The organism is Bacteroidota bacterium, from assembly GCA_016720935.1.
Classification (GTDB): Bacteria; Bacteroidota; Bacteroidia; order AKYH767-A; family 2013-40CM-41-45; genus JADKJP01.
Genome location: JADKJP010000005.1, coordinates 368,035 through 390,837 on the forward strand (window position 1 = coordinate 368,035; position 22,803 = coordinate 390,837).

Consider the following 22,803-nt stretch of genomic DNA (forward strand, 5'->3'; position numbering starts at 1 on the left):
TCAATTAAATTATGCTTTTACCAGATTTAAAATCGATTCAAAAATAATTTTTCCATCTGTATTGCCAAGATTCACATCTGCGGCTCTTTCCGGATGTGGCATCATGCCAAATACATTTTTTGATGCATTGCATATTCCAGCGATACCCTGAAGAGAGCCGTTTGGATTTGACGCTTCTGTAAGCTTTCCATTTTCATCGCAGTAACGGAATAAAATTTGTCCATTTTCCTCCATAGATGCTAAAGTACTATCATCTGTATAATACTTTCCTTCTCCATGAGCAATCGGAATTTTCAAGACAACTGTCGATGGAATTTGTGAAGTAAGCAATGAATCCTGATGCTCCGCTTTGATGAAAATATTTTTGCAAATAAATTGATGCTGGTTATTGTGAAGTAATGCTCCCGGTAATAATCCGGATTCACAAAGTATTTGAAATCCATTACAAATGCCTATCACTACTCCCCCTTTATTCGCGAATTCAATCACTTCTTTCATGATTGGAGAAAAGCGCGCAATTGCTCCTGAACGAAGATAGTCACCGTATGAAAATCCTCCGGGAAGAATGATGCAATCACAATTTTGCAAATCATGATCCTTATGCCAGAGTTTTACAACTTCCTGATGCATGATGTTGCGTAAGACATATACCATGTCTTCATCGCAATTTGAGCCTGGAAATACTACAACGCCGAATTTCATGGCATAAAGGTATAAATTTTACCACGATTGCACTTCAATCGCAGAGTATTTGAGTTGAAGAATAGAGGCCTGATTGCATAAAAAAAGGACCGGTTTTTCAACCGGCCCTCGCTTTTTAATTAAAATGGAGATTATTTAGTTCTGTATACAGCAAGCTTTTGCATTAACTCTTTTCTTGCATTGTGTATCCTGACTTTTACGGTGCCCAGTGGAATCTGGAGCTTCTGCGAAATTTCTTCGTATTTGTACCCAGTATAACTCAGTAAAAATGGAGTGCGCAAATTTTCTGATAATCCGGAAAGAGCATTGTTCACATCCTTCATTACCAGATTACCATCACCCTCATTTCTGCTCGCATTATTTGATGAGTTGATATAATACTGATTATCTGTATCATCATTAAAAATATTTGATTTCATCGCCCGGCGGTATTTGTTGATGAAAATATTTTTCATGATTGTGTATAACCAGCCCTTCAGGTTTGTTCCTTCTGAAAATTTTTCCTCATTCACAATCGCTTTGAGCAAAGTATCCTGTACCAAATCGTTCGCCTCTTCATGATCCTGAGTGAGTTTCATTGCAAATGCGCGCAAAGGTTTTGATTCATCACAGACGAGCTCTTTAAATGGCAGGTTTGATTTCATGATCTGTAGATTAATGGTTTGGACGTTGTAAGAATTTTGTGAATACAAATGTATATAGTGTATCTGTTAATTCCAAGACTTTTGTTTAATATTTTATACTATTTGTTAAACATAAATATTAACAAATATCTAAATACCTGCTTTTTGAACATTTTGCAACATATCATGTTTAATATATTTGTATAATATATAAACATACTTATGCGCATTAAAACAGATTTGATTGACAATCAAGATTTTAGCTCAATAGAAGAGCTTTTAGGGGAAGACCATTCATCCAATAGCACCGAAACCCCGTTGCGAAATGACGCTTTCAATCTCTCTGATGAGGAGAAAATGGAGATTATAGCTCTGAAATTCAGGGATATAATGAATGTCCTGGGGCTGGATTTAACTGACGATAGTTTGAAAGGAACCCCTAAAAGGGTTGCGAAAATGTTCGTACAAGAAACATTTCGCGGATTGAATCCTAAAAATTTTCCATCTATCACACTTTTTGAAAATAAGTACCAGTACAAACAAATGTTGATTGAGAAAAACATCAGCGTTCAATCTACCTGTGAACATCATTTCGTTCCAATCATAGGAAATGCTCACGTTGCATACATTTCAAGCGGAAAAGTTATTGGATTATCAAAACTCAATCGGCTCGTTGAATATTTTTCCAAAAGACCACAGGTTCAGGAACGCTTGACCGTTCAAATTGCCAATGAACTAAAAAATGTATTGAAAACAGAAGATGTCGCTGTATTCATAGAAGCAGAACATCTTTGTGTTCAATCAAGAGGAGTAAAGGATATTCATAGCAGTACAATTACTTCTTCATATCATGGAAAATTTTTATCCGAAGCAACACGTCGGGAATTTTTGCATGTTGTTAATTCAAATTCCGGGAAATAATAAATTTCATTTGTATAAATCTTCATTGAGATCCGGAAGTCACCACAAAGCGGATTTGAAATAGCAGAAAGGTTTACAGAATAAATTCGACAGTGAAAGTCGAATGATTAAAATAAAATATCCAAATAAAAATTTAAAGAAAGACTTTCAAGTCCTCGATAGATTGTATGTAATGAACGTTTCCTTCAAGTTCCTGTAGTTTATCAACGAAATAACGACCGGTAAGCAGTATTGTTGAATCAGGGAAAAAGGAATTGAGCTCACTGATCATGCCTTTCGCTACCAATAATGGAAATCCGGTAGTGAGGGAGGTAAAAACAATATCCGGATTGTATTTTTCTTTTACACGTTGCAGATCCGAAATTGGTAAATTCTGTCCAAGATATAGAGTATGATGACCGGCCGCACGCAACATGTAATTGGCAAACAACAAACCAATTTCATGACTCTCTCCTTCCGGTAAAAATAACAGACATTTTTTCTTTTTATTACTTACAGTATTGACTTGGCCATCAATCGCGACAATCAATTTTTGTCTTACCAGATTTGTGATGAAATGTTCATAAGCAGGATTCACGGTTCCGGTCATCCACATAACACCAAGCATATTCATAAATGGAAATATCACTTCTATGATTGTACGTGGCAATCCATATTGCAAAATACTTGTCGAAAGAATTTTCTCAAATGACTGTTCATCCAGGTTGATCATCGTAGACATGAGTGACTGAATATGCACTTCATGCTTTTCTGATCGAATAGAATAATTGATCGCAAGATCCCGGATTTCTTTATCACTGAATCTGGTAATTTCAGAAATCTTATGGCCGTGAAGATTGAGAAGAGAAATATTTAAAAGCAAACGGAGATCCTCGTCATCGTAATATCTGATATTGGTTGAGGTCCGTTTTGGTAATGGGATATTGTAACGTTGCTCCCAAATACGAAGCGTATGAGCCTTTATACCGGTCATCATTTCAATATCTTTTATGGAATACTGGGCCATGGTTCTTTAACAATCTGAAAGATAATTTGTTTATCCTCCACCCTTATTGTTCGTAAAAATAAGAATTACAGAGGATTTCATACCATTAGAAAAGCAAAAAATCCCTGCAGAAGACTGCAGGGATTCTGAACGTAATAATGTATGTGTTTTTAACGAATTACAACAAAAGACCTACTGGATGACGCAGTCTCAGTTGTAACCGTACAGGAATAAAGTCCCCCTGCAAGCTCACCCAGACTAATTTTTAAAGTTTCTCCATCCGGTGCTACCATCGATGTAAGGGAAACAATTCTTCCGCTTGCATCAGAAATTGTAATCGTGAGTGGATTCGAAGATTTTTCTTTCAAAGAAATATTAATCGTTTCACTCGCCGGGTTAGGATACATGCCTCCAATAACATCTTTCTCTTCATTTACTCCTGTTGTGTTTGTGAAAGGAACAACAGTTCCATTCGGCAAGGCTGCAAATAAACCGAATGGTTCTCCATTGTTATTTGCTGTAGGATCAAGGAATCCGGAAGCAAAAACAACAGCTGCGCCACCACCTAAAGTTGAGAGATCAGCAAGATAGGAGGCAACTATCACTGAATTGTTAGCACCTGGTGTAACATCAAGTGTATAAATGGAGGGTGGTACAGAAATGTAACCTGTAAGATCTCCATATGCTGCATCGTCGACCAGCGTTGCTACGCCACGGGCAATGACGTCTACGGTTGGCGCGTCACTTGCACCATGCAATGCAAAGAAATCTACCGTTGAATTATCTGCCGCTGCTTCACGAACTCCGGCTTTAACAAACAATGTAAAATCTGTTGGTCTTCCGTCGGGATTGGCAGCGAATCCTGTTCCTACATTTCCATTCGCAACTGCGACATAAGATTGACCTGCCTGAAGTGTTACTTCGAAATTTTTCAGTGTATCACTTACAGAAGTGCTATTGCCTGGAGCGACTCCGATATTCAGCAATGTACCAGCAGGAGCGTCAATGAAAGGTGTCGCCGTGCGAAATGCAAAATCAGGAAGCAATAATGTACCATTCAGATAAACGTCCACTACCGCTGCCGCTGGATCAGCTGCATTGTGAATCACCTGCAAACGTGCTGTGGTTGCAGCCGGGAAAGCGACAACTGTTCCATTTGGAAGAGCAGCATATAAGCCGAAAGCCGGTCCGTTGTTATTTGCTGACGGATCCAGGTAACCGGATGCGAAAACAACAGCTGCACCTCCACCTAAAGTTGAGAGATCAGCAAGATAAGAGGCAACTACGGTTGAATTGTCATTGCCTGGAGTAACATTCAGAATATAGGATGCGGCCGGTACACTAAGGTAAGAAGTGATATCGCCATATGCGGCGTCATTCACCAGAGGAGTGACCGAACTTTGCGGAATAACGTCAACTGTTGGCGCGTCTGTTGCTCCGTGCAATGCAAAGAAATCAACATTACTTCCTGATGTTCCCGCTTCGCGAACTGTATTTTTCACCAACAACGTGAATGCTGTTGAACGACCATCCGGATTCGCTGCGAATCCTGTTCCTACATTTCCATTCGCAACTGCGACATACGATTGACCGGCCTGCAATGTCACTTCGAAATTCTTCAGGGTATCACTAACTGAAGTACTGTTGCCCGGTGCAATTCCAATATTCAGCAAAGTGCCTGCCGGAGCATCAATGAACGACGTGGCTGAGCGAAATGCAAAATCAGGAAGCAATAATGTACCATTCAGATAAACGTCCACTACCGCAGCTGCTGGATCCGCTGCATTGTGAATCACCTGCAAACGTGCTGTGGTTGCAGCCGGGAAAGCGACTACGGTTCCATTTGGAAGAGCAGCATATAAGCCGAAAGCCGGTCCGTTGTTATTTGCTAACGGATCCAGGTAACCGGATGCGAAAACAACAGCTGCACCTCCACCTAAAGTTGAGAGATCAGCAAGATAAGAGGCAACTACGGTTGAATTGTCATTGCCTGGAGTAACATTCAGAATATAGGATGCGGCCGGTACACTAAGGTAAGAAGTGATATCGCCATATGCGGCGTCATTCACCAGAGGAGTAACCGAACTTTGCGGAATAACGTCAACTGTTGGCGCGTCTGTTGCTCCGTGCAGTGCAAAGAAATCAACATTACTTCCCGATGTTCCCGCTTCGCGAACTGTATTTTTAACCAACAACGTGAATGCTGTTGAACGACCATCCGGATTCGCTGCGAATCCTGTTCCTACATTTCCATTCGCAACGGCTACATAAGATTGACCTGCCTGCAATGTCACTTCGAAATTCTTCAGGGTATCACTTACAGACGTGCTATTGCCTGGAGCAATTCCAATATTCAGCAATGTACCAGCAGGTGCATCAATGAAAGGTGTCGCCGTGCGAAATGCAAAATCAGGAAGCAATAATGTACCATTCAGATAAACATCCACTACCGCTGCCGCTGGATCCGCTGCATTGTGAATCACCTGCAAACGTGCTGTGGTTGCAGCCGGGAAAGCGACCACGGTTCCATTTGGAAGAGCCGCATACAAGCCAAACGCTGGTCCATTTTGATTCATCATGGGATCCAGGAATCCAGAGGCAAAAACCACCGCTGCTCCACCGCCCAATGATGATAAATCGACATTGTAAGAAGCAACGACCGTTGAATTACTTCCGGCAGGAGTAATATTTAAAATATAAGTACTTGCCGGTACTGTTAGGTAGCCTGTAATGTCTGTATACGCTGCATTGCTGACCAATGGCACAGCAGAACTCTGCGGTATAACATCCACGGCGGGCGCATCTGTTGCACCATGCAAGACCACGAAATCAACATCGGAACCCGAACCGGAAGCACTCCGGATATTGTCTTTTACCAAAATTGTAAATCCTGTATTCACACCATTGGGATTCGCAGAGAATCCTGCCGTATTCAATACACCACTGGCAACAGCTACATAACGCTGACCATTTGCCAGATTAAAAATAAAATTCTTAAGTGTATCTGCCGCTGATGAACTGTTCTTTGGTGCAACACCAACATTGATATCTACACCGGAAGGAAGTGTTAAAAATGAAGTTGCTGTACGAAATGCAAAATTATCAAGTGTTAAAGCCCCGTTTACATATATATCAACCGAATCGGCGGCGGGATCCGCACAATTATGTATGACCTGAAGTTCGGCGGTCTGAGCCTTAGATATTTGTGAGAACAGCAATCCTGCGGCTATCACAAACATTAGTTTAAAGGAGGTTTTCATTTTTTGTAGAGTTTTTGAGTTAGAGGAGTATTGGGGTTATTAAGAACAGTAAACACCTCCATTACAGAAATTGTTTTCCGAATAAAGATTTAATAAAATTTTAATTTATCCTCTGAACTTTTTTGAAACAGATCTGTTGTCTTCTGTTTTGAATTGTTTCTTCGCGTTTACGGGAATTCCTATTTTGAAAAAAAACGCCGGGTTAGAACCTTTTGAAACTCTCTCTGAAGAATCATATCAGCAAGGTCAAATGAAAAATTATGCTGTGTTGATTGACCGAGCAATTTTCGAAATTTGGATTCACTGATATCAATGCGATACAAAAGTGACTGAAATCTCGATCGGTCATTTTGAAACAATTCATATAAAACAGGTGAAATCTGTTCTTTTAACTCTTCGTATGCTCTGAACGGATCACCGCTAAAATTTATTACAAGACCCATCACTCCAAAATCCTTCATCACTTGTTCAGCCGTGTCTCGAACAATTGCTAAATCATGACGATACTTTTCTGGCAACTCCTCATTCATCTGCTGCAGTATTCGCTTTTGAAAAATCAATGATTAATCGTTCAACAGGCCGGTTGTTGATGACATGCTCTCTGACAATCTCATCAACATCGGAAAGTTGTACACTTCCATAAAATACACCTTCCGGATAAACAACCATAGAAGGACCAAATTCACAGGCATCCAGACAACCGGAACGCTGAGCCCTTACTGTTCCTTTCAACCCATTGTCCTTGACCGCTTTTTTAAATGCCTTGACAAGTTCCATTCCGCAGGCTTCTCCGCACGATTTACGGGTTCCCTCAGCGCGTTGATTTGTACAAATAAAAATGTGCTTTTCAAATTTCATTACACAAATATATAGAGAATATGCTGCCACAAAACCTATCCTTCCAATACAATGGATCCGCTGTGCTCTGACAAAAACAAATCTGCCACATATTTCCTACCTTGGATATAATTTAAAATCTTAAATACACCTCAACACTACAGATATGTCACCTTACATTGAAATTCCGCTTAGAAGTATTGGCATTTATGTATTCATCGTTCTGGCCATTCGATTATTCGGCAAAAAAGAACTTGCACAACTTTCGGTCATTGATCTGGTTTTTATTTTGTTGATCAGCAACTCTGTTCAGAACGCGATGGTTGGGCCTGACACCAGCATGTGGGGAGGAATACTCGCCGCGCTTGGTTTGTTTAGCGCCAATTATATTTTCAAACAAGTGTTATACCGGAGTAAATCAGTAAATGAATTTATTCAGGGAGATCCCGTAATGCTCGTTCACCATGGAAATATCATTCAGGAAAATTTAAAGAAAGAGAGAATATCAATGGAAGAATTGGAGGCTACGATCCGGGAACACGGCATTCCATCCATCAACAATGTTGATCTTGCAGTTCTTGAAGTTGATGGAAACATCAGCATCCTCTCTGAAAATTATCAAAAGAAAATTGTCAAGAAAATCAAAGCACACAGAGCTCTGAAAAAATCCAGCTGATTAAAAATACATTCTTTGATAAATAAAAAGTCCGGACCGTTTAAAACGATCCGGACTTTTTATTCTTCGACAATCAGAATGATCCTCTTGTCAATGAGAAATTACATTTTTACAATTTTCTCAACTACTGAAGCTCCGTCAATTGTGAGTTTTACGAAGTACACACCATTGCTGGCAGTTTCGAATGAGTAGCTGTGTTTACCTGCTGACTGAAGTTCGTTCTGGCTATAGCTTTGAACTTTTTCTCCCATTACATTAAACACCTCCACAGATACTTTAGCAGAGCTGTTCAATTTGTATTCAATCTTCGTTGAACGATTGAAAGGATTTGGATACACATTGAAACCAACAGTAGAAGCTAAAGTAGGTACTTTGTTGTCAAAAGTCAGGAATATTGAATAGTCTTCAACCTGACCTTTGTCAAGTGCCAGACATGGTGTCGGGCTTGCATTACCGCTATAATCGGAAGCAACACGGAAACGAAGTGGTTGACCAAGAGTTGCAGTTCCGGGCACGGAAATGAATCCGGCATGGTTAGTAAGAACAGCAGAATCACCAAACACTTGTTCAGTAGCAGGGTCGAATGAACCATCATTGTTCCAGTCGATCCAGGCTTTTACGGTTTCAACATAAATGATTCCGGTAGTAGCTGTAAACCAGTATTGGTTATTTGTAAGAAGTGTTGTTGTGTCTGTACAAGTATAATCCTGATAACCATCGATACCATCATTTGTATTGTTGTTGATGTGAGCGAGAGTTACATTCACAAGACCTACACCACAGCAATAGTTTGTTGTTGCAGGATAGCAGGTATTCGCGACAGGACCAGTGATGATTGCCTGAACTGAATACGTAGCTGTATCACAACCACCGGCATTACATGCAATCAAAGTAACAGTATATGTTCCATTGGATGCGTAGGCATGTGTTGGATTTGCAACATCAGAAGTGTCGCCGTCACCAAAATCCCAATGGTAGGTGTCCGGTATATTGATTGAAGTACTTGTGAAATCTGTGAAACCGGTACATGTATTCGATGTGAATGTGTAATCAATACAAGGATTGATTCCAACTGTCAGAGTACAAGGAACACTGAATGTAGGTGTTTGAGGATCGTTGGAAGTGAAGAGAATGTTTGTAGTGTAATCTCCGCCAACCAATACGCCGGTGTTGAAATCAAGTGTGATGAGTACAGAGTCTCCTGCAGTAAGAGTACCAGAACCTGTTGGGGTTGTTGTTACCCAGGCCGGAGTACCCGCGATGCTGTAGTTCAGATCGCTTCCTCCTGTATTGAGCAGATAGAATGAGCTGCTGGTTGTTGTTCCACAGGCAGGTGAAGATACTGCTACACCTGATACAGGATTCGCGTCAATGACCGGAGCAGGAACTGATAGAGCGCTCACACAAACTGTTGTATCCACATCATTATTCGGAATACTGATGATTGCATTGAATGGTCCAAGAGCGGATGATTGGAAATCAACAGTGATGGTACTGTATGCTCCGGGAAGGAGATACGCTACGTTTGAAGTCACTGAAAATTCAGGCTGGTTGGACGTAATTGAACCAACGAACAGCGTATCGCAACCATTGTTAATCAGGTTGAAAGTACGTGATACGTTTGTAAACTGCATCACTTGTCCGAAGTCTACACATGAGTCAGAAAGCGCTACGATTGGCAAACCGCTCACAGTAAGAGTACATGGAACGATTACCATAGGTGTAACCGGATCATTGCTGGAAACAGCAATATTTGTATAATAAGTCCCAGCAGGAAGTCCCGTTGTTTGGAATGTTACAGTTACGTTTGAAGTATTACCGGCAGCAACTGTATCATTTGTCTGACTCAACTGAACCCATGATGCAAGATTGTTTTCGCCGCCCCATGAAATTGCATTGGCAAGAATGCGTGCGTTTTCATTGGTTGTGCTGTAATAATCGAATGCAATGAAAATAGCTTTTCCGCTTCCGTAAATACGAGTAGCAACTACATCACTGTTGTTGAACGCGACAATTTGTTCTTTGTCAGGATTTGTAAGATCGCTGATAAATGTAGCATTCGGAGAAGTGAAGTTTGGAACTCCCAGTCCGGCAACAAGAGGGTGAGCAGCATTAATTACATCGACAGTTTGTGCAACAAGTTGTTGATTGAAAGTACCCGTCCAAACGCCGGTGTTAAACATACAATCTGATTCAGAAGAATAAGATCCGCACCAGATAACACTTCCACCGTTGTTCAAAAACTGGCGAATTACCGGACCAAGATTTGTCCATACGTTAGGGTCACCTGTTTCTTGTTCAGGAATCAACAGAACATTTTTCCCAACCAACAATCCGCTCAATGTACCAGGATCGGTAGTTGAGGTTTCTGTCAGAGTGTAGTTTGTAAAGTATTGATTAATCGCAGCAATTGTGTGTGGATATTCAGCAAACAAGTCGGATCCGTATTTCATTGAAAGTACACGAATCGTTGCACCGGAAGCACCATTGAGGTTGTAAACCAATTCACCACCTGCAATGTTACTGATAGCAAGATTGAAATTTACGATGTCTCCGCACTGTGCATTCGCAACAAGCGAATCAGGTGTAACAAGGATTTGAGGAGGACCCTGAACGGTGAGTGTTTGTGTAATAGTATCTGATTCATTACAAGTAAATGCAATCAGCGTGATAGTATATGTACCGGGATTGTCAAATGCATGAACAGGGTTCTGACTACGTGCAGTATCTCCATCACCGAAATCCCAAAGCCATGCAGTTGGTGAACCAACGCTCAAATCAGTAAATTGAACACCCGTTGCCAGTGGAGGATTTGGATCTGCGATTACGAAGTCAGCAGTAGGCGCTACACTGGATGCAATAACTGATGTCCAGTTACATTCAAATCCGGCGAACGTAATAGAAATATCTGAATGCCATACAATCAACATGGAACCGGAAGTACAGGTTACAGGACCAGGAACCGTATTACCGTCTGCCGATAATACTTGCGGGTCATTGATTGTTGTTCCATCATAAACAGTAAAAAAGTCGAACCCTGACTCTGTTTCGAAGGAAGTAAAGTTGAGAGTGATGCTTACGGCACAAGAAGGTTGAACAAGCAAGGAACAATCTTCGGTTACCTGGTAACCACCGGTTGGTCCACCGGTGTCAAACAACGTACCGCTCGTATCGGTAGTCTGCGTGATCGAGCAGATGTTGTAAGTGCCCTGTGCAGTTGCTTGTAGTTGAATGAAAAACAAGAATACAAAGGCACAAAACGCGTGAAGTAGTAGTTTTTTCATAGCGGTCTGGTTAGATTTTTATTGATCTTTCAAATGTAGGACATTTTTTTTAAAATCCAATTGCTCCGACTACCTCTGTGCAGTCGAATTAGCAAGGCTTTGAGGGTTAATTTTTTAAGGGGAATGTTAATGTTTTGGGTGCCTAAAACCCCACATTTGTCCTGAAAAGTTTAATCGAAATCGCAAGCAAAACAATGCCAAAAACCTTTCTTAAAATACTGATCCCGGCTACACCCAGAAATTTCTCCACCCTGAACAAGTTCCGAAGGACTATATAAACAACGATAAGATTTAGAAAAATGCCGATAATGATCGTTGAAATGTCGTAAGCCGCTCTGAGTGAAAGTAGTGTGGTCATGGTGCCTGTTCCTGCTATCAATGGAAAAGCCACCGGAATGATCGAAGCTGTTTCCGGAATTTCATCTTTATACAAACGAATCCCAAGGATCATTTCTATTGCCAGAAAAAAGATTACAAGGGACCCGGCTATTGCAAATGATTTTACATCCACCCCTAAAAAATTGAGAAGGGATTCTCCGACAAACAGGAAAACGACCATAATCAAGGCGGAAACCAGTGTCGCCTGTTCCGGATGAATTCGACCCACTTTCGTTTTTACTGACAATAATGCCGGAATCGAACCAATGATGTCAATCACCGCGAAAAGGATTGTGGTGACAGTTAATATTTCCCTCAGGTTGAAATTCATGAGACCGAATGTATAAAAAAATGAGAACAGATTGGTAAGTAGGCACTTTAGCTGATCGAATGTTAAAAGGGGGCCGGAAAATCAGGAGGAGCTAAAAAAAACAGGGAATCCCGGTGAAAGGATTCCCTGTTAAAATATTTGTCAGCCCGGATTAACCGTTGAGTGCTTCCGCACCGGCAACAATCTCCAGGATTTCCCCTGTAATGGCTGCCTGACGTGCCTTGTTGTAAGACAAACGCAAATCACGTAAAAGATCGCCAGCGTTATCGGTTGCTTTGCTCATGGCAGTCATCCTGGCACCGTGCTCTGATGCGTGGGAATCCAGTACCGCTTTGAAGAGCTGAATTTTTACCGACTTGGGTAATAATTCGAGAACCAATTCTTCTTTACCGGGTTCAAAAATATAATCATGAACCGTGTTTTTCTCGTTTCCTTTTTTCGCAGGCGGTGCTACCGGCAACATTTGTTCGTGCTGAACATATTGAACGGCCGCATTTTTGAATTGATTGTAAACAACATCCACACGATCATAATGACCAGCCGCAAACTCCTTCATGATGGATTCCGCTACTGTGGATACATTATCAAAGGTGAGTTTTGCGTACAATTCGTTATGATTTCCAGCATAAAGATTCTTATTCTTATTGAAGAAATCACTGGCTTTCTTGCCAATGCACAGAACTTTCACATTGCCTTCTTTGGCCATCGCGGCATAATCTTCGCGAATCAACTTGTTCACCATACGAATCACATTCGCATTGAATGCTCCGCACAATCCGCGGTTGGAATTCACGGCGACGATAAGAACTTTTTGAATCGGACGTGCTTTTGTGAGATCACCGCCAACACCACCTTCCAGGGTTCCGGAAATATTCTCCATGATGTCGCGTAACTTGGAGGCATAGGGTCGCATCATAATGATGGCATCCTGTGCACGACGGAGTTTCGCGGCGCTCACCATTTTCATTGCCTTTGTGATCTGCTGAGTTGAGATGACAGAGGCAATCCGGCTTCGTACTTCTTTTAAATTTGCCATGTTAAGATTTAGAATTCGTCAGATTGAATTCGTAAAAGTTCACAATGAATTATGCTTTGTATTTTGGAATAAGTTCGCCTGCTACTTTCTCAAGTACGGCAGTGACCGCATCATCAATTTTTCCGCTGCGCAAACTATCCAGCGTTCCTTTGTGCTGAGCTTCGAGCAACGCGACATATTCCGCTTCGAATTGTTTCACTTTATTGATCGGCACATCACGAAGGATTCCTTTCGTTCCACAATAAATTATTGCGATTTGTTTCTCAACAGCAACCGGAGCATACTGTCCCTGCTTCAGAATTTCAACGTTACGCGCTCCTTTATCCAGTGTTGATTTAGTAGAAGCATCCAGGTCAGAACCGAATTTTGAGAAGGCTTCCAACTCACGATATTGCGCCTGGTCAAGTTTCAAAGTACCCGCTACCTTTTTCATCGACTTGATCTGCGCATTACCGCCCACACGGGAAACGGAGATACCCACGTTAATCGCGGGGCGAACACCGGCATTGAACAAGTTCGCTTCAAGGAAAATCTGTCCGTCTGTAATGGAAATTACGTTGGTTGGAATGTAAGCTGATACGTCACCTGCCTGAGTTTCGATAATCGGAAGGGCCGTGAGAGATCCTCCGCCTTTTACCAGATGGCGAATAGATTCCGGAAGATCATTCATCTGGCGTGCGATTTCATCTGAGTTGATGACTTTCGCGGCACGCTCGAGCAAACGGGAGTGCAGATAGAATACGTCACCCGGATAAGCCTCACGACCGGGAGGACGACGAAGCAGAAGTGAAACCTCACGATAAGCAACAGCCTGTTTTGATAAATCATCATACACAATCAGCGCGGGTTTTCCAGTATCACGGAAAAATTCTCCGATTGCCGCTCCGGCCATTGGGGCGAAGAACTGCATTGGAGCAGGTTCCGAAGCGGAAGATGCGACGATCACCGTGTATGGCATCGCTCCGGCTTCAGTCAGTGTTTTCAAAATCTGTGCAACAGTTGATCCTTTCTGACCAATCGCTACATAAATACAAAATACGGGTTCTCCTTTGTCGTAAAATTCTTTCTGGTTGATGATCGTATCAATCGCCACCGCTGTTTTTCCGGTCTGACGGTCACCGATAATCAATTCACGCTGACCGCGTCCAATCGGAATCATCGCGTCAATCGCTTTGATACCGGTTTGAAGCGGCTCGTTTACCGGCTGACGATAAATTACACCCGGAGCTTTACGTTCCAAAGGCATCTCGTAGAGATCTCCTGTAATCGGGCCTTTACCATCAATTGGGCTACCGAGAGTATCTACCACACGCCCCAACATTCCTTCACCAACTTTAATGGATCCGATTTTGCCGGTACGTTTTACAACGTCTCCTTCTTTGATATTGGAAGAAACTCCAAGCAATACTGCTCCGACGTTATCCTCTTCAAGATTCAATACGATTCCCTGAAGACCGTTTTCGAATTCGATCAATTCACCGGACTGAACCCGTGTGAGTCCGTAGATACGTGCGATACCGTCTCCAACCTGGAGTACAGTACCCACTTCTTCCAATTCTTTTTCTGTTTTGAAGCCGGCAAGCTGCTGACGCAGAATCGCGGAAACTTCATCGGGTCTTACTTCTGCCATTGTATGAGTATGATTAATGTTTGATGAACTATTTGTTATTGACAGGAATCGCTTCCCGTAAAATTAATTTTTGCGAACGTATGGATTAGAGGAAAAATCCTTGGCGAGTTTTCGAAGATCCGCCGCGATGCTTGCATCGTATTGCTTATCACCAATACGCAACACAAAACCACCAATCAGTTTCTGGTCGATTTTTTCGATCAGCTCCACTTCTGATTTTCCGGAGTTGCTGATCATTGCATACACTGTTTTACGCAGGTTTTCATCCAGTCCTACAGCCGAAGTAATTTCAGCGGTGAGGATTCCTTTCTTGAGTTTGTAGAGAGAAATATATGATTTCGCGATGTGTTCGAGATAAGCTTCACGGCCTTTTCTGGCAACGATTTCAAAAAAAGAAATCGATAAAGCATTCATTTTATCACCGAATACCTTGCGAAGAATTTCCATCTTCTTATCGGAATGAATGATCGGATTGGACAACAGTAATGACAAATCGCGATTGTCGGCACATACGCCTGCGAATAATTTCATATCCGCCTGCACTGCATCGATAATTCCCCTTTCCTGGGCAAGCTCAATCAGGGATTTCGCGTATCGTTTGGAAACTTTTGTCTCTAACATTTGAAATGATCATGAGTGGACAAAAAACTCGTCAGAATTTTCTGTCGTGAATTCAATTTAAATTAATGTCTTTCATCAGATTTTGCATCAACGACTTTTGCTTTTCATCGTTGCTCAATTCCTGACGCAGAATTTTTTCCGCGATTTCAATAGACATGATTGCCACCTGATTTTTCAATTCAGTGATCGCGGCCATTTTTTCAGTATTGATGGTCTCACGAGCAGCAGCCATAATTTTATTCGCTTCTGTCTGGGATTTTGTTTTTGCTTCGGCGATGATCGCGTCTTTCGCGTCACGGGCTTCTTTCAGCATTTGATCGCGTTCTGCCCGGGCTTCCTGGATCAGACGCTCATTTCCTGCAACCAGTGCGGCCATTTCTTCCTTCGCACGTTTGGCGGAATTCAACGCTTCAGCAATAGATTCTTCACGCTCTTTCAGTGATTTCAGAATCACCGGCCATGCAAATTTTCCCAGAAGGAACAACAGCGTAAGAAACGATACGGACATCCAGAAAAGAAGGCCGATTTCGGGTTTGATCAATTCCATTGTTTTGCTTTATTTATTTTTTGTAAGCGTTTTTTTTAAGATAAACAGGACGACGGCACCAACCGTGCAATCGTCCTGTTTGTGTGTTGTTTTAAGCAACTTTCAAAACAACAAGCAGGCCGACAACCATCGCGAAGAAGGCAGCACCTTCTACGAGAGCGGCAGTCAAGATCATGTTTGCACGAATGTCGTTGGCAACTTCAGGCTGACGAGCGATTGATTCCAGAGCGGAACCACCGATACGACCAATGCCCAAGCCAGCGCCTACGGCAGCAAGACCTGCGCCCAATGCAGCAACACCACCACCAAGACCAAGGTTTCCGAGGTTTTGTGCATCAAGAAGAATTGAAGATAACATAGTAATTGTATTTAAGGGTTAAACTGAATTCAGATTTATACGATAGCAGCCTCTTCCACATGCGCGTCATGACCATCGTGATCATGATGATGCTCCTCCACTGCCGCTCCGAAATAGATCGCGGAGAGGAAAGTGAATACATATGCCTGAAGGAATGCGACAAGCAATTCCAATACTGTCATGAATATTACGAAGGCAACCGAAAGCACCGATACTCCCCATCCTGCTCCGGCACTCGCTTCACCAAAAATGAAGATGAGACTGAAGAAAGACAATGCGATGATGTGACCTGCGGTGATGTTCGCGAACAATCGGATTGTCAATACAAATGGACGAAGGAAAACTCCCAACAATTCAATCGGCGTCAGTAACACCAAAACTCCAACCGGAACTCCGGGCATAGCAAAGACGTGTCGCCAGTAACTTTTGTTTGCAGCGAAACTCGTGATCAGGAAAGTCAATACTGCAAGTGTTAATGTCACTGCAATATTTCCTGTTACATTGGCCCCTCCCGGTAAAATCGGAATCAAACCAAGCAGGTTATTGATCCAGATGAAAAAGAAAACCGTGAGAAGATAAGGCATGAATTTTTCATACTTGGGACCAATACTGGCTTTTGCAATGTCATCGCGAACGAAAACAACAAGTGGTTCGATAAGGGATTGAAGTCCTTTTGGAGCCTCTCCTTTACGACGACCATAGGCCTTCGCAACAGAAATGAACATCCAAAGAATCAAAATGATGCTAAAAAGAAGCGCTGCTACATTTTTGGTAATTGAAAAATCGATTGTTGAGGCTGTGAGCGCTTCATTCATAGTCGTGCTTTCAGCTGAAATTTCTTCCATTTCATTGATCGCTTCAACCTTACCTTTTTCATTCAAACGGTAACCGTTGTGAGCCATTTCACCATGATGAAAATGACCGGATGAAAAAACCGTTAAACCGCGTTCACTATTGTAAAGGATCACCGGAAGTGGAACAGATACCGCACTGTGGCCTTTTCCCCATAAATGCCAATCATGAGAATCACCAATGTGTTCAAGGATCATGGCACCGGCGTCAAATTTCTTTTCCGCTGGTTCATGATGTTCGGATTCGGTGGCAACTTCTGAATGAGCCGGTTCAGCCTGAGCATTTAAGCTGTCACCTTCTTCATTGGCAAAAGCAAGCCCACTGAACAGAACGAACATTAAGGCTACCAATATCGCTTTCGCTCTCAAAAATCCCTGATTATGAATTAGTTGCAACATGACTTCGGAAACAGTTTTTTAAAGAAAGCGCAAAAGTAGTATTTACTTACGAAAGAGCAATGAGAAAATGTCGAACGGGGGTATATAAATTACAAAGTTTGTTATTGATTATCAACACCTTATGTGGATAAAAAATCAATATTGATCTATACAACTTCAATAATTCCGATTTGATCGACCTGAAACCCGGCCGGCCCTTTTAATTTTTATTGCCACGAATGCACGAATAATATTTGTGCATTCGTGGCAATAAAACTCAACCTGGGGTTCTGAATTTTCTCCACACCAGCATGACTTCAAATGCGGTGAATAAAAAATAAAAAATCATGAACGTAAAAATGAAACGCATTGCATCCTGCTTATTGAAAAGGGTGTAAAGAACAAGTATGCCCAGGTGCAGCATTAACTTGAATGTGGTCGTCCCAATATAATATCGCACAAATACCTGAGGCCTGCCTTCAGAAGAGCGAAGCAACCCAAAATGAAACAACACTGTCACTGCAACGAAATAAAAATAAATCGCCCAACTTGTGCCATTCACTTGTTCAGGAAAAATCAAAGTACCGGTTAGCCACATCGTGATGGCAATAAGCGCAGCGAATAATCCGAATTGTTGTAAGTATCTTTTCATCTTCAAACAAAGAACCCCGGTTAAACTTTCCGGGGTTTAATAATGTGAACTATGTACATGACCTGACATCTCGGTATTGAAATGTAAAGATCACCGTCTATTTCTTCTTGATAAAGTCTTTTATACTGAGATAAATTGCCGCGGCAACGGATAACAAACTAAGAGACAAAGTACACACCGGAACTTTGAGTCCGAAATAGGCATCCAGCTTAACTCCTCCCCATACGCCTAGGCCAATAATGACCAGCATCTGCGTGGCCATTGAAGCATAGCGCATGTAAGAATAATCAGGCTGATTTTTCTTTGGAGAGTTCGTTGGGTTTGTCGGCATTATTGATATCCTTGATTACAGGGCCCATGTTGCATGACCCGGTAAATGTAGCACCCACTTCAACAACTAATTTTCCTGTTACGATGTCACCGATGACCTTTGATGTTGCTTTTAAAAACAAAAGTTCTGACACTACCGTTTTCCCTTTGATGGTTCCTGAGACATCGGAATTCTGACTGTTTACATCTCCTTCTACCACACCTGTAGCACCAATCACCACTTTTGCTTTCGATATTACATGGCCATAAACCGTTCCATCAATTCGTATATCGCCATTGGAACGAATATCGCCTTCAATGACCGTTCCGGCTCCAATCAGGTTGATGGAAGATGATGCTCCTTCGCCTCCTTTTACCGCAGGGAGAGTGTTTTTTCCGGTTTTATTGAACATAATATAAATTGTTAAAAATGAAACTTATAGCCCTGTTTTCAACATCCCTTGGTTGAAAAAAGGACGACAAATATAGAACAAAATCTGATGTGACAAAATGGAGGAATTCACTCACTAAATCTTGTCCGCGGTCTTCACTATTTTAATAAAAAAGAGGCCTTTTCACATGAAATTGAAAAACGAATTTTATCATTTCTGACCTCAATCAAGGAAATCAGCGAAACACAATTCGTTTCACTAACTTTGAATACACCAAAGAATACACATCGCAGATTTTCCCGGCACAGTTCACGAACTAATTATAAATGATCAGTAGAATTCCTTTTCGTTTTACCCTAATTATTCTGTTGATTCCTTTCCTGGGAGCCTGTCGAAAAGATCACACTTACCTTACTTCGGAAGATCCTGATCTGAAATGGTACCTGCATCTTTCACACACGCGCACCGATAGCAGCCCCTCGATGGATGCAACAGCGGAGAAGATACATTTCAAAAACTATGATATGCTCTGGTTAGGTGGCGATTTGGAAAGTGAAACGGCAAGAGACTCTGCGACAATTTCTTTTGCAGATTCCATTTTCGATCTCAGCAACCCGGATGTGTTGTGGGCACTTGGAAATCACGATTACTCCGATTTGTCAGTGGTACAAGCAACCACAGGAAGAGCTCCTTTTTATACCTACACCAAAAACAAGATCACTTTCCTGGTTCTGGATACACAGGACAGTATGAGCAATTTTGTTGGAGCACAATTAAATCTGATCAACGCGGTCACTGATACCATTCAGAATTCTACGCATCTGATTCTATTACATCATCAGTTAATCTGGATGTATAACAACCCTGATTTGGAAAACTCAATTACAAGTGTCACTAATGGTGGTTTTGGCACCTGCTTTTATTGTATCAATCCAAATAACTTTTATACGGATGTTTATCCAAAACTTTTATCCGTTAAGCAACGGGGAATAGAAGTAATCTGTATTGGTGGAGACATCGGAATCAACGCGAAAACTTTTGAATACACCACTTCAGATGGAATACATTTCCTTGCATCGGGAATTTCCGCAGGAGATTCAGGAAACAAAGCGTTGTTGTTCCAACATAATGTACGAACTCACAAGCTTACCTGGGAATATAAAGATCTTGAGAATCTGTAAAAAATTTCTATCTGCTCCTTTGAACTGAACTTACAAAAAGACCGGCCTGATTTTATTCGTGAATTACCGATAAAACATGCGGTAAAAATCCTCATACTTATTCGTATTCTTTTCTCGCATAAGTGCAGCAAAATTATTCGCTGAAATTACATACTGCTGATAGCTGTCGGGATTAAGGTTGCCATACACTTCATCATTATCATACAAATGACTGTTGTAAGATAATGCTTCGGCCTTGCCCGGAAAAGATTTAAGGATCATAATTTTATTGCGGTGATCCAGCATCATGTCCATCATCGTTATTCCCTTTTGACTATAGTTGGCGCTGTTGAAATCCGATATTTTGTTTTTCAGCTTATTCCCGTCAACAGGTCCGCCTACAGCCTGGAAAATGATGATTACATAATGTAAAGTATCCGGATTGTATGAAAACAGTTTTAAGTTGGATGCTGAATCCGGATTGGCAACAGCCGGCTCCGGTTCGGGAGCTTTTCCTCCGCTGTTGTGCAAATAATCCAAAATGTTTTGTGCTTCATCCTTTACCGGATCATTTCCATAGGTGCGGACAATATCGTTCAGGGACGCTTCAAATGCAGGAATTGGTTGCGTTTTACCGATGGCAAGCGTTTTCAGGAAATCAAATTTAGGCGCGAGAATACTTTGCGGGAATTGTACATCCGCTTCACCTTTACGTTTGATCACATCCGCATATTCACCATTCAGATATTTACGGTATGTGTCTTCGTAAAAAATCTCAAGATTTGATTTTTTGTTCGCGCGCTCCTCAGCATAATTCGGATTTCGGATGATTTCCGCATACTCGGTATCTCCGTGTTTTGTCAGAATGATGTTTTTATAATATTCTGATTTCTGTGTGTTGCCCATTTGCGCATAGATCCTGTACAGCTGGTAATAACTTTGCAGCATGTATTTGTTGTCGGGATATTTTTGCAAAAGCTCTTCAAACATTGCAACAGAAGCCGGGTAATCGTTCAATTGTTCACGGTAAATCATTGCCGCGTTATAATACGCGTCAATAATTTTCTTGGTAGACTTATCGAGTGCCTCGGGAGTTGCCGGAACCGCGGCCAGCATGTCCTGTTTTTTCTTTTCAGCAGCAAGCTTCGGATCTTTTATTTCTTTTTCAGAAGTCACAAGTGTATCTGTGCCTTCAGATTCAATGATATTGGAAGTGGATTCTTTATTACTTCTTCTCCAGTTATCTTCCAGTTTTCGATTGCCCCATTTTTTTGTAAATTCATTAAAGCCAAAACTGATCGCCTGCGTATTGTAAAAATACCAGTTGGAGCCGGTGCCTTTGTTCATCTGATTCACCTGATCCGGCTTTGCCTGGTCGAAAATCTGGTTTACCTGTTCTTCTTCCTGCTTTTTCTGTTTGGCTTCCTCTTCGTCCTTAATCTTTGCATCGACCAATTGCTGTCTTTGTTCCGGAGTCATTTTTGCCAACCCTTGCAGACTGTCTTCGGTTGTAATAATATTCAGATTTCTGACCAGCTTGGTCAGGCTGTTCCTTCTGTTCAGCACTTCTGTATAATCAGGATGGTCATTGGATAAATTAGTAACTGTACTATCGTAATAAGCCTGGGCATTCCGATAATCCGGTTTTGCAAAATAAATTTTAGCCAGTTCCAGGTAGGATAAGGCTTTTTGATTTTGGTTGCTGGTGCTGGCACGAACTGACTTGTTCAGGTTATCAAACTCCTCATCCGGTTTGCCTTCTTTCTTTGCAAGTCCGGCGAGGGCATAATAAATCTGATCCAGAAAGTCTTTGTTCTTCGGATCTTTCTGAAGTTTTGCAAGTTCCTTTTTTACTTCTTCCCCATTTTTACTATTCGCGTCATAACAACGGGCCCGGTTGATCCTGGCATTGAATGCCATTTCATACTTCGGGTTCATTTTGATGACTTTCGAATACAATTGAAAGGCTTTCTGGTATTCCTCCTGCTGCTGATGAAGTTGAGCGAGAATAAACATAAAGCGAATTCTGTCCTCTCTCTTCGGCGCAAGGATTGATGCCTTGGTCAAATGCTCGATGGCTTTAGGGTAGTTCTTTGTTTGCAGGAAAAAATCGGCATTCACAGCCGCCAGCTCCCATTTATTCTTCTTTGGAAAATCACCCTGATTACGCAAATAATCAAGTTTATCCTCCGCTTCCTTCAACTGTGTCAGCTCAAGATAGGTTTTCGCAATCCACAATGAACCGAGGTGACGGGTGCTTTCCTTTTTGTAGGTGACCTCCACATATTTGAAAGCCTCCATGGCTTCAAAATACTCATGCTTGAAGAACAAACATTTCCCGTAAAGCAACCAATTGTCATCGATCCACTTTTCGGAATTCGGTTTCTCATTCGCGTTTTTATCCAAAATAGTGTGACGTGCAATCACGTTGGAAGTACGTTTCATCGCGTCATCCATCAGCGGATAAATGGCTTTGGATTTTTCCGCGTTCGCGTACTGAAATACTTTGAGAATACGATCGTATTTGTCTTCGTGTGAAAGCGCGAGTTTATCCGTTCCTTCCTCCAGTTTCAGACCCGCATTATAATACCCATTGTAATGGGCACTCAGATTGTGAAATGTTCTGGTGAACATGGAATCTTTCGTGTTGGAGCACGAAAGTCCAAATATGGACAGGGTAGCCAGAACAAAACAAGCAGGCCAGCCGCTGCGTTGAAAAATACTGCGGGAAATCATCGGATGATCAATAGAATAAAACTGCGAAAATATTTTGGTCGTCTGAGCCCGCAAGATAAGACAATTTCATGGATTTTTTCATTTTTTGGCCCCCTCAAATTGCTCCGGGAATCGGGATTCCGGGAAATGTGATGTG

21 protein-coding genes are annotated in these 22,803 nt (G+C 41.7%); 3 read left to right on the forward strand and 18 right to left on the reverse strand.

All coding sequences use genetic code 11. The features are described 5' to 3' along the window. Positions 1-9: 9 nt before the first annotated feature. Complete coding sequence (gene purQ, locus IPP86_07955) at positions 10-702, reverse strand: phosphoribosylformylglycinamidine synthase subunit PurQ (GenBank protein MBL0138448.1); 693 nt, start codon at positions 700-702, stop codon at positions 10-12. Between the two features lie 131 nt (positions 703-833). Continuing rightward, positions 834-1,346, reverse strand: coding sequence for an RNA polymerase sigma factor (locus IPP86_07960; GenBank protein MBL0138449.1), 513 nt, complete (start codon positions 1,344-1,346; stop codon positions 834-836). A gap of 201 nt (positions 1,347-1,547) precedes the next feature. Here IPP86_07960 and folE point away from each other — a divergent pair, with 201 nt between their 5' ends. Then, on the forward strand, positions 1,548-2,246 hold the full coding sequence (gene folE / locus IPP86_07965) for a GTP cyclohydrolase I FolE (protein MBL0138450.1): 699 nt from the start codon (positions 1,548-1,550) through the stop codon (positions 2,244-2,246). A 133-nt stretch (positions 2,247-2,379) separates the two neighbouring features. Here folE and IPP86_07970 read toward each other — a convergent pair whose 3' ends face one another. The 4 genes from IPP86_07970 to IPP86_07985 all read right to left on the reverse strand — a co-directional run bounded on the left by IPP86_07970 (position 2,380) and on the right by IPP86_07985 (position 7,349). Next, positions 2,380-3,252: a MerR family transcriptional regulator gene (locus tag IPP86_07970; protein ID MBL0138451.1), complete on the reverse strand. Its 873-nt coding sequence runs from the start codon at positions 3,250-3,252 to the stop codon at positions 2,380-2,382. Positions 3,253-3,401: 149 nt separating this feature from the next. After that, positions 3,402-6,491: a DUF4397 domain-containing protein gene (locus IPP86_07975; GenBank protein ID MBL0138452.1), complete on the reverse strand. Its 3,090-nt coding sequence runs from the start codon at positions 6,489-6,491 to the stop codon at positions 3,402-3,404. Between the two features lie 179 nt (positions 6,492-6,670). Next, positions 6,671-7,021, reverse strand: coding sequence for a hypothetical protein (locus IPP86_07980; protein ID MBL0138453.1), 351 nt, complete (start codon positions 7,019-7,021; stop codon positions 6,671-6,673). Beyond that, on the reverse strand, positions 7,014-7,349 hold the full coding sequence (locus IPP86_07985; GenBank protein ID MBL0138454.1) for a (2Fe-2S) ferredoxin domain-containing protein: 336 nt from the start codon (positions 7,347-7,349) through the stop codon (positions 7,014-7,016). The genes IPP86_07980 and IPP86_07985 overlap by 8 nt, the downstream gene beginning before the upstream one ends. Before the next feature lie 145 nt (positions 7,350-7,494). Between IPP86_07985 and IPP86_07990 the strand changes: the two genes are divergently transcribed. Beyond that, the gene (locus tag IPP86_07990) at positions 7,495-8,004 is read left to right on the forward strand and encodes a DUF421 domain-containing protein (GenBank protein MBL0138455.1); all 510 of its coding nucleotides are present in this window, start codon (positions 7,495-7,497) and stop codon (positions 8,002-8,004) included. Positions 8,005-8,105: 101 nt separating this feature from the next. Here IPP86_07990 and IPP86_07995 read toward each other — a convergent pair whose 3' ends face one another. From IPP86_07995 to IPP86_08045, 11 genes are all read right to left on the reverse strand, one after another. After that, on the reverse strand, positions 8,106-11,288 hold the full coding sequence (locus tag IPP86_07995; protein MBL0138456.1) for a PKD domain-containing protein: 3,183 nt from the start codon (positions 11,286-11,288) through the stop codon (positions 8,106-8,108). Positions 11,289-11,430: 142 nt separating this feature from the next. Then, positions 11,431-11,997, reverse strand: coding sequence for a MarC family protein (locus IPP86_08000; protein MBL0138457.1), 567 nt, complete (start codon positions 11,995-11,997; stop codon positions 11,431-11,433). A 151-nt stretch (positions 11,998-12,148) separates the two neighbouring features. Then, a complete protein-coding gene (gene atpG, locus IPP86_08005; GenBank protein MBL0138458.1) occupies positions 12,149-13,033 on the reverse strand; it encodes an ATP synthase F1 subunit gamma in 885 nt (294 codons plus the stop codon). Between the two features lie 49 nt (positions 13,034-13,082). Continuing rightward, positions 13,083-14,663, reverse strand: a complete 1,581-nt coding sequence (locus IPP86_08010; GenBank protein ID MBL0138459.1) for a F0F1 ATP synthase subunit alpha — start codon at positions 14,661-14,663, stop codon at positions 13,083-13,085. Positions 14,664-14,726: 63 nt separating this feature from the next. Then, entirely contained in the window at positions 14,727-15,284 is a 558-nt protein-coding gene (gene atpH, locus IPP86_08015) for an ATP synthase F1 subunit delta (protein ID MBL0138460.1), read from the reverse strand. A 52-nt stretch (positions 15,285-15,336) separates the two neighbouring features. Beyond that, positions 15,337-15,831 carry a F0F1 ATP synthase subunit B gene (locus IPP86_08020; protein MBL0138461.1) on the reverse strand — a complete coding sequence of 165 codons (495 nt, stop codon included), beginning with the start codon at positions 15,829-15,831 and terminating at the stop codon, positions 15,337-15,339. A gap of 91 nt (positions 15,832-15,922) precedes the next feature. Then, positions 15,923-16,189: an ATP synthase F0 subunit C gene (gene atpE / locus IPP86_08025; GenBank protein MBL0138462.1), complete on the reverse strand. Its 267-nt coding sequence runs from the start codon at positions 16,187-16,189 to the stop codon at positions 15,923-15,925. A gap of 35 nt (positions 16,190-16,224) precedes the next feature. Beyond that, positions 16,225-17,439 carry a F0F1 ATP synthase subunit A gene (gene atpB, locus IPP86_08030; protein ID MBL0138463.1) on the reverse strand — a complete coding sequence of 405 codons (1,215 nt, stop codon included), beginning with the start codon at positions 17,437-17,439 and terminating at the stop codon, positions 16,225-16,227. Positions 17,440-17,695: 256 nt separating this feature from the next. After that, on the reverse strand, positions 17,696-18,070 hold the full coding sequence (locus IPP86_08035) for a hypothetical protein (protein MBL0138464.1): 375 nt from the start codon (positions 18,068-18,070) through the stop codon (positions 17,696-17,698). A gap of 97 nt (positions 18,071-18,167) precedes the next feature. Continuing rightward, a complete protein-coding gene (locus IPP86_08040) occupies positions 18,168-18,401 on the reverse strand; it encodes an AtpZ/AtpI family protein (protein MBL0138465.1) in 234 nt (77 codons plus the stop codon). After that, positions 18,358-18,792, reverse strand: coding sequence for a polymer-forming cytoskeletal protein (locus IPP86_08045; GenBank protein MBL0138466.1), 435 nt, complete (start codon positions 18,790-18,792; stop codon positions 18,358-18,360). Before IPP86_08045 ends, IPP86_08040 begins: the two co-directional genes overlap by 44 nt. A 305-nt stretch (positions 18,793-19,097) precedes the next feature. On the opposite strand from IPP86_08045, the gene IPP86_08050 reads away from it, so the two are divergent. Further along, complete coding sequence (locus IPP86_08050) at positions 19,098-19,952, forward strand: hypothetical protein (protein MBL0138467.1); 855 nt, start codon at positions 19,098-19,100, stop codon at positions 19,950-19,952. 63 nt (positions 19,953-20,015) lie between these two features. Here IPP86_08050 and IPP86_08055 read toward each other — a convergent pair whose 3' ends face one another. Further along, a complete protein-coding gene (locus IPP86_08055) occupies positions 20,016-22,721 on the reverse strand; it encodes a tetratricopeptide repeat protein (GenBank protein ID MBL0138468.1) in 2,706 nt (901 codons plus the stop codon). Positions 22,722-22,803: the final 82 nt, after the last annotated feature.

What these genes read in the sequence shown, in the direction of transcription:
- purQ (MBL0138448.1), bottom strand. Translation starts at nt 702, where the DNA reads ATGAAATTCGGCGTTGTAGTATTTCCAGGCTCAAATTGCGATGAAGAC.
- IPP86_07960 (MBL0138449.1), bottom strand. Translation starts at nt 1,346, where the DNA reads ATGAAATCAAACCTGCCATTTAAAGAGCTCGTCTGTGATGAATCAAAA.
- folE (MBL0138450.1), top strand. Translation starts at nt 1,548, where the DNA reads ATGCGCATTAAAACAGATTTGATTGACAATCAAGATTTTAGCTCAATA.
- IPP86_07970 (MBL0138451.1), bottom strand. Translation starts at nt 3,252, where the DNA reads ATGGCCCAGTATTCCATAAAAGATATTGAAATGATGACCGGTATAAAG.
- IPP86_07975 (MBL0138452.1), bottom strand. Translation starts at nt 6,491, where the DNA reads ATGAAAACCTCCTTTAAACTAATGTTTGTGATAGCCGCAGGATTGCTG.
- IPP86_07980 (MBL0138453.1), bottom strand. Translation starts at nt 7,021, where the DNA reads ATGAATGAGGAGTTGCCAGAAAAGTATCGTCATGATTTAGCAATTGTT.
- IPP86_07985 (MBL0138454.1), bottom strand. Translation starts at nt 7,349, where the DNA reads ATGAAATTTGAAAAGCACATTTTTATTTGTACAAATCAACGCGCTGAG.
- IPP86_07990 (MBL0138455.1), top strand. Translation starts at nt 7,495, where the DNA reads ATGTCACCTTACATTGAAATTCCGCTTAGAAGTATTGGCATTTATGTA.
- IPP86_07995 (MBL0138456.1), bottom strand. Translation starts at nt 11,288, where the DNA reads ATGAAAAAACTACTACTTCACGCGTTTTGTGCCTTTGTATTCTTGTTT.
- IPP86_08000 (MBL0138457.1), bottom strand. Translation starts at nt 11,997, where the DNA reads ATGAATTTCAACCTGAGGGAAATATTAACTGTCACCACAATCCTTTTC.
- atpG (MBL0138458.1), bottom strand. Translation starts at nt 13,033, where the DNA reads ATGGCAAATTTAAAAGAAGTACGAAGCCGGATTGCCTCTGTCATCTCA.
- IPP86_08010 (MBL0138459.1), bottom strand. Translation starts at nt 14,663, where the DNA reads ATGGCAGAAGTAAGACCCGATGAAGTTTCCGCGATTCTGCGTCAGCAG.
- atpH (MBL0138460.1), bottom strand. Translation starts at nt 15,284, where the DNA reads ATGTTAGAGACAAAAGTTTCCAAACGATACGCGAAATCCCTGATTGAG.
- IPP86_08020 (MBL0138461.1), bottom strand. Translation starts at nt 15,831, where the DNA reads ATGGAATTGATCAAACCCGAAATCGGCCTTCTTTTCTGGATGTCCGTA.
- atpE (MBL0138462.1), bottom strand. Translation starts at nt 16,189, where the DNA reads ATGTTATCTTCAATTCTTCTTGATGCACAAAACCTCGGAAACCTTGGT.
- atpB (MBL0138463.1), bottom strand. Translation starts at nt 17,439, where the DNA reads ATGTTGCAACTAATTCATAATCAGGGATTTTTGAGAGCGAAAGCGATA.
- IPP86_08035 (MBL0138464.1), bottom strand. Translation starts at nt 18,070, where the DNA reads ATGAAAAGATACTTACAACAATTCGGATTATTCGCTGCGCTTATTGCC.
- IPP86_08040 (MBL0138465.1), bottom strand. Translation starts at nt 18,401, where the DNA reads ATGCCGACAAACCCAACGAACTCTCCAAAGAAAAATCAGCCTGATTAT.
- IPP86_08045 (MBL0138466.1), bottom strand. Translation starts at nt 18,792, where the DNA reads ATGTTCAATAAAACCGGAAAAAACACTCTCCCTGCGGTAAAAGGAGGC.
- IPP86_08050 (MBL0138467.1), top strand. Translation starts at nt 19,098, where the DNA reads ATGATCAGTAGAATTCCTTTTCGTTTTACCCTAATTATTCTGTTGATT.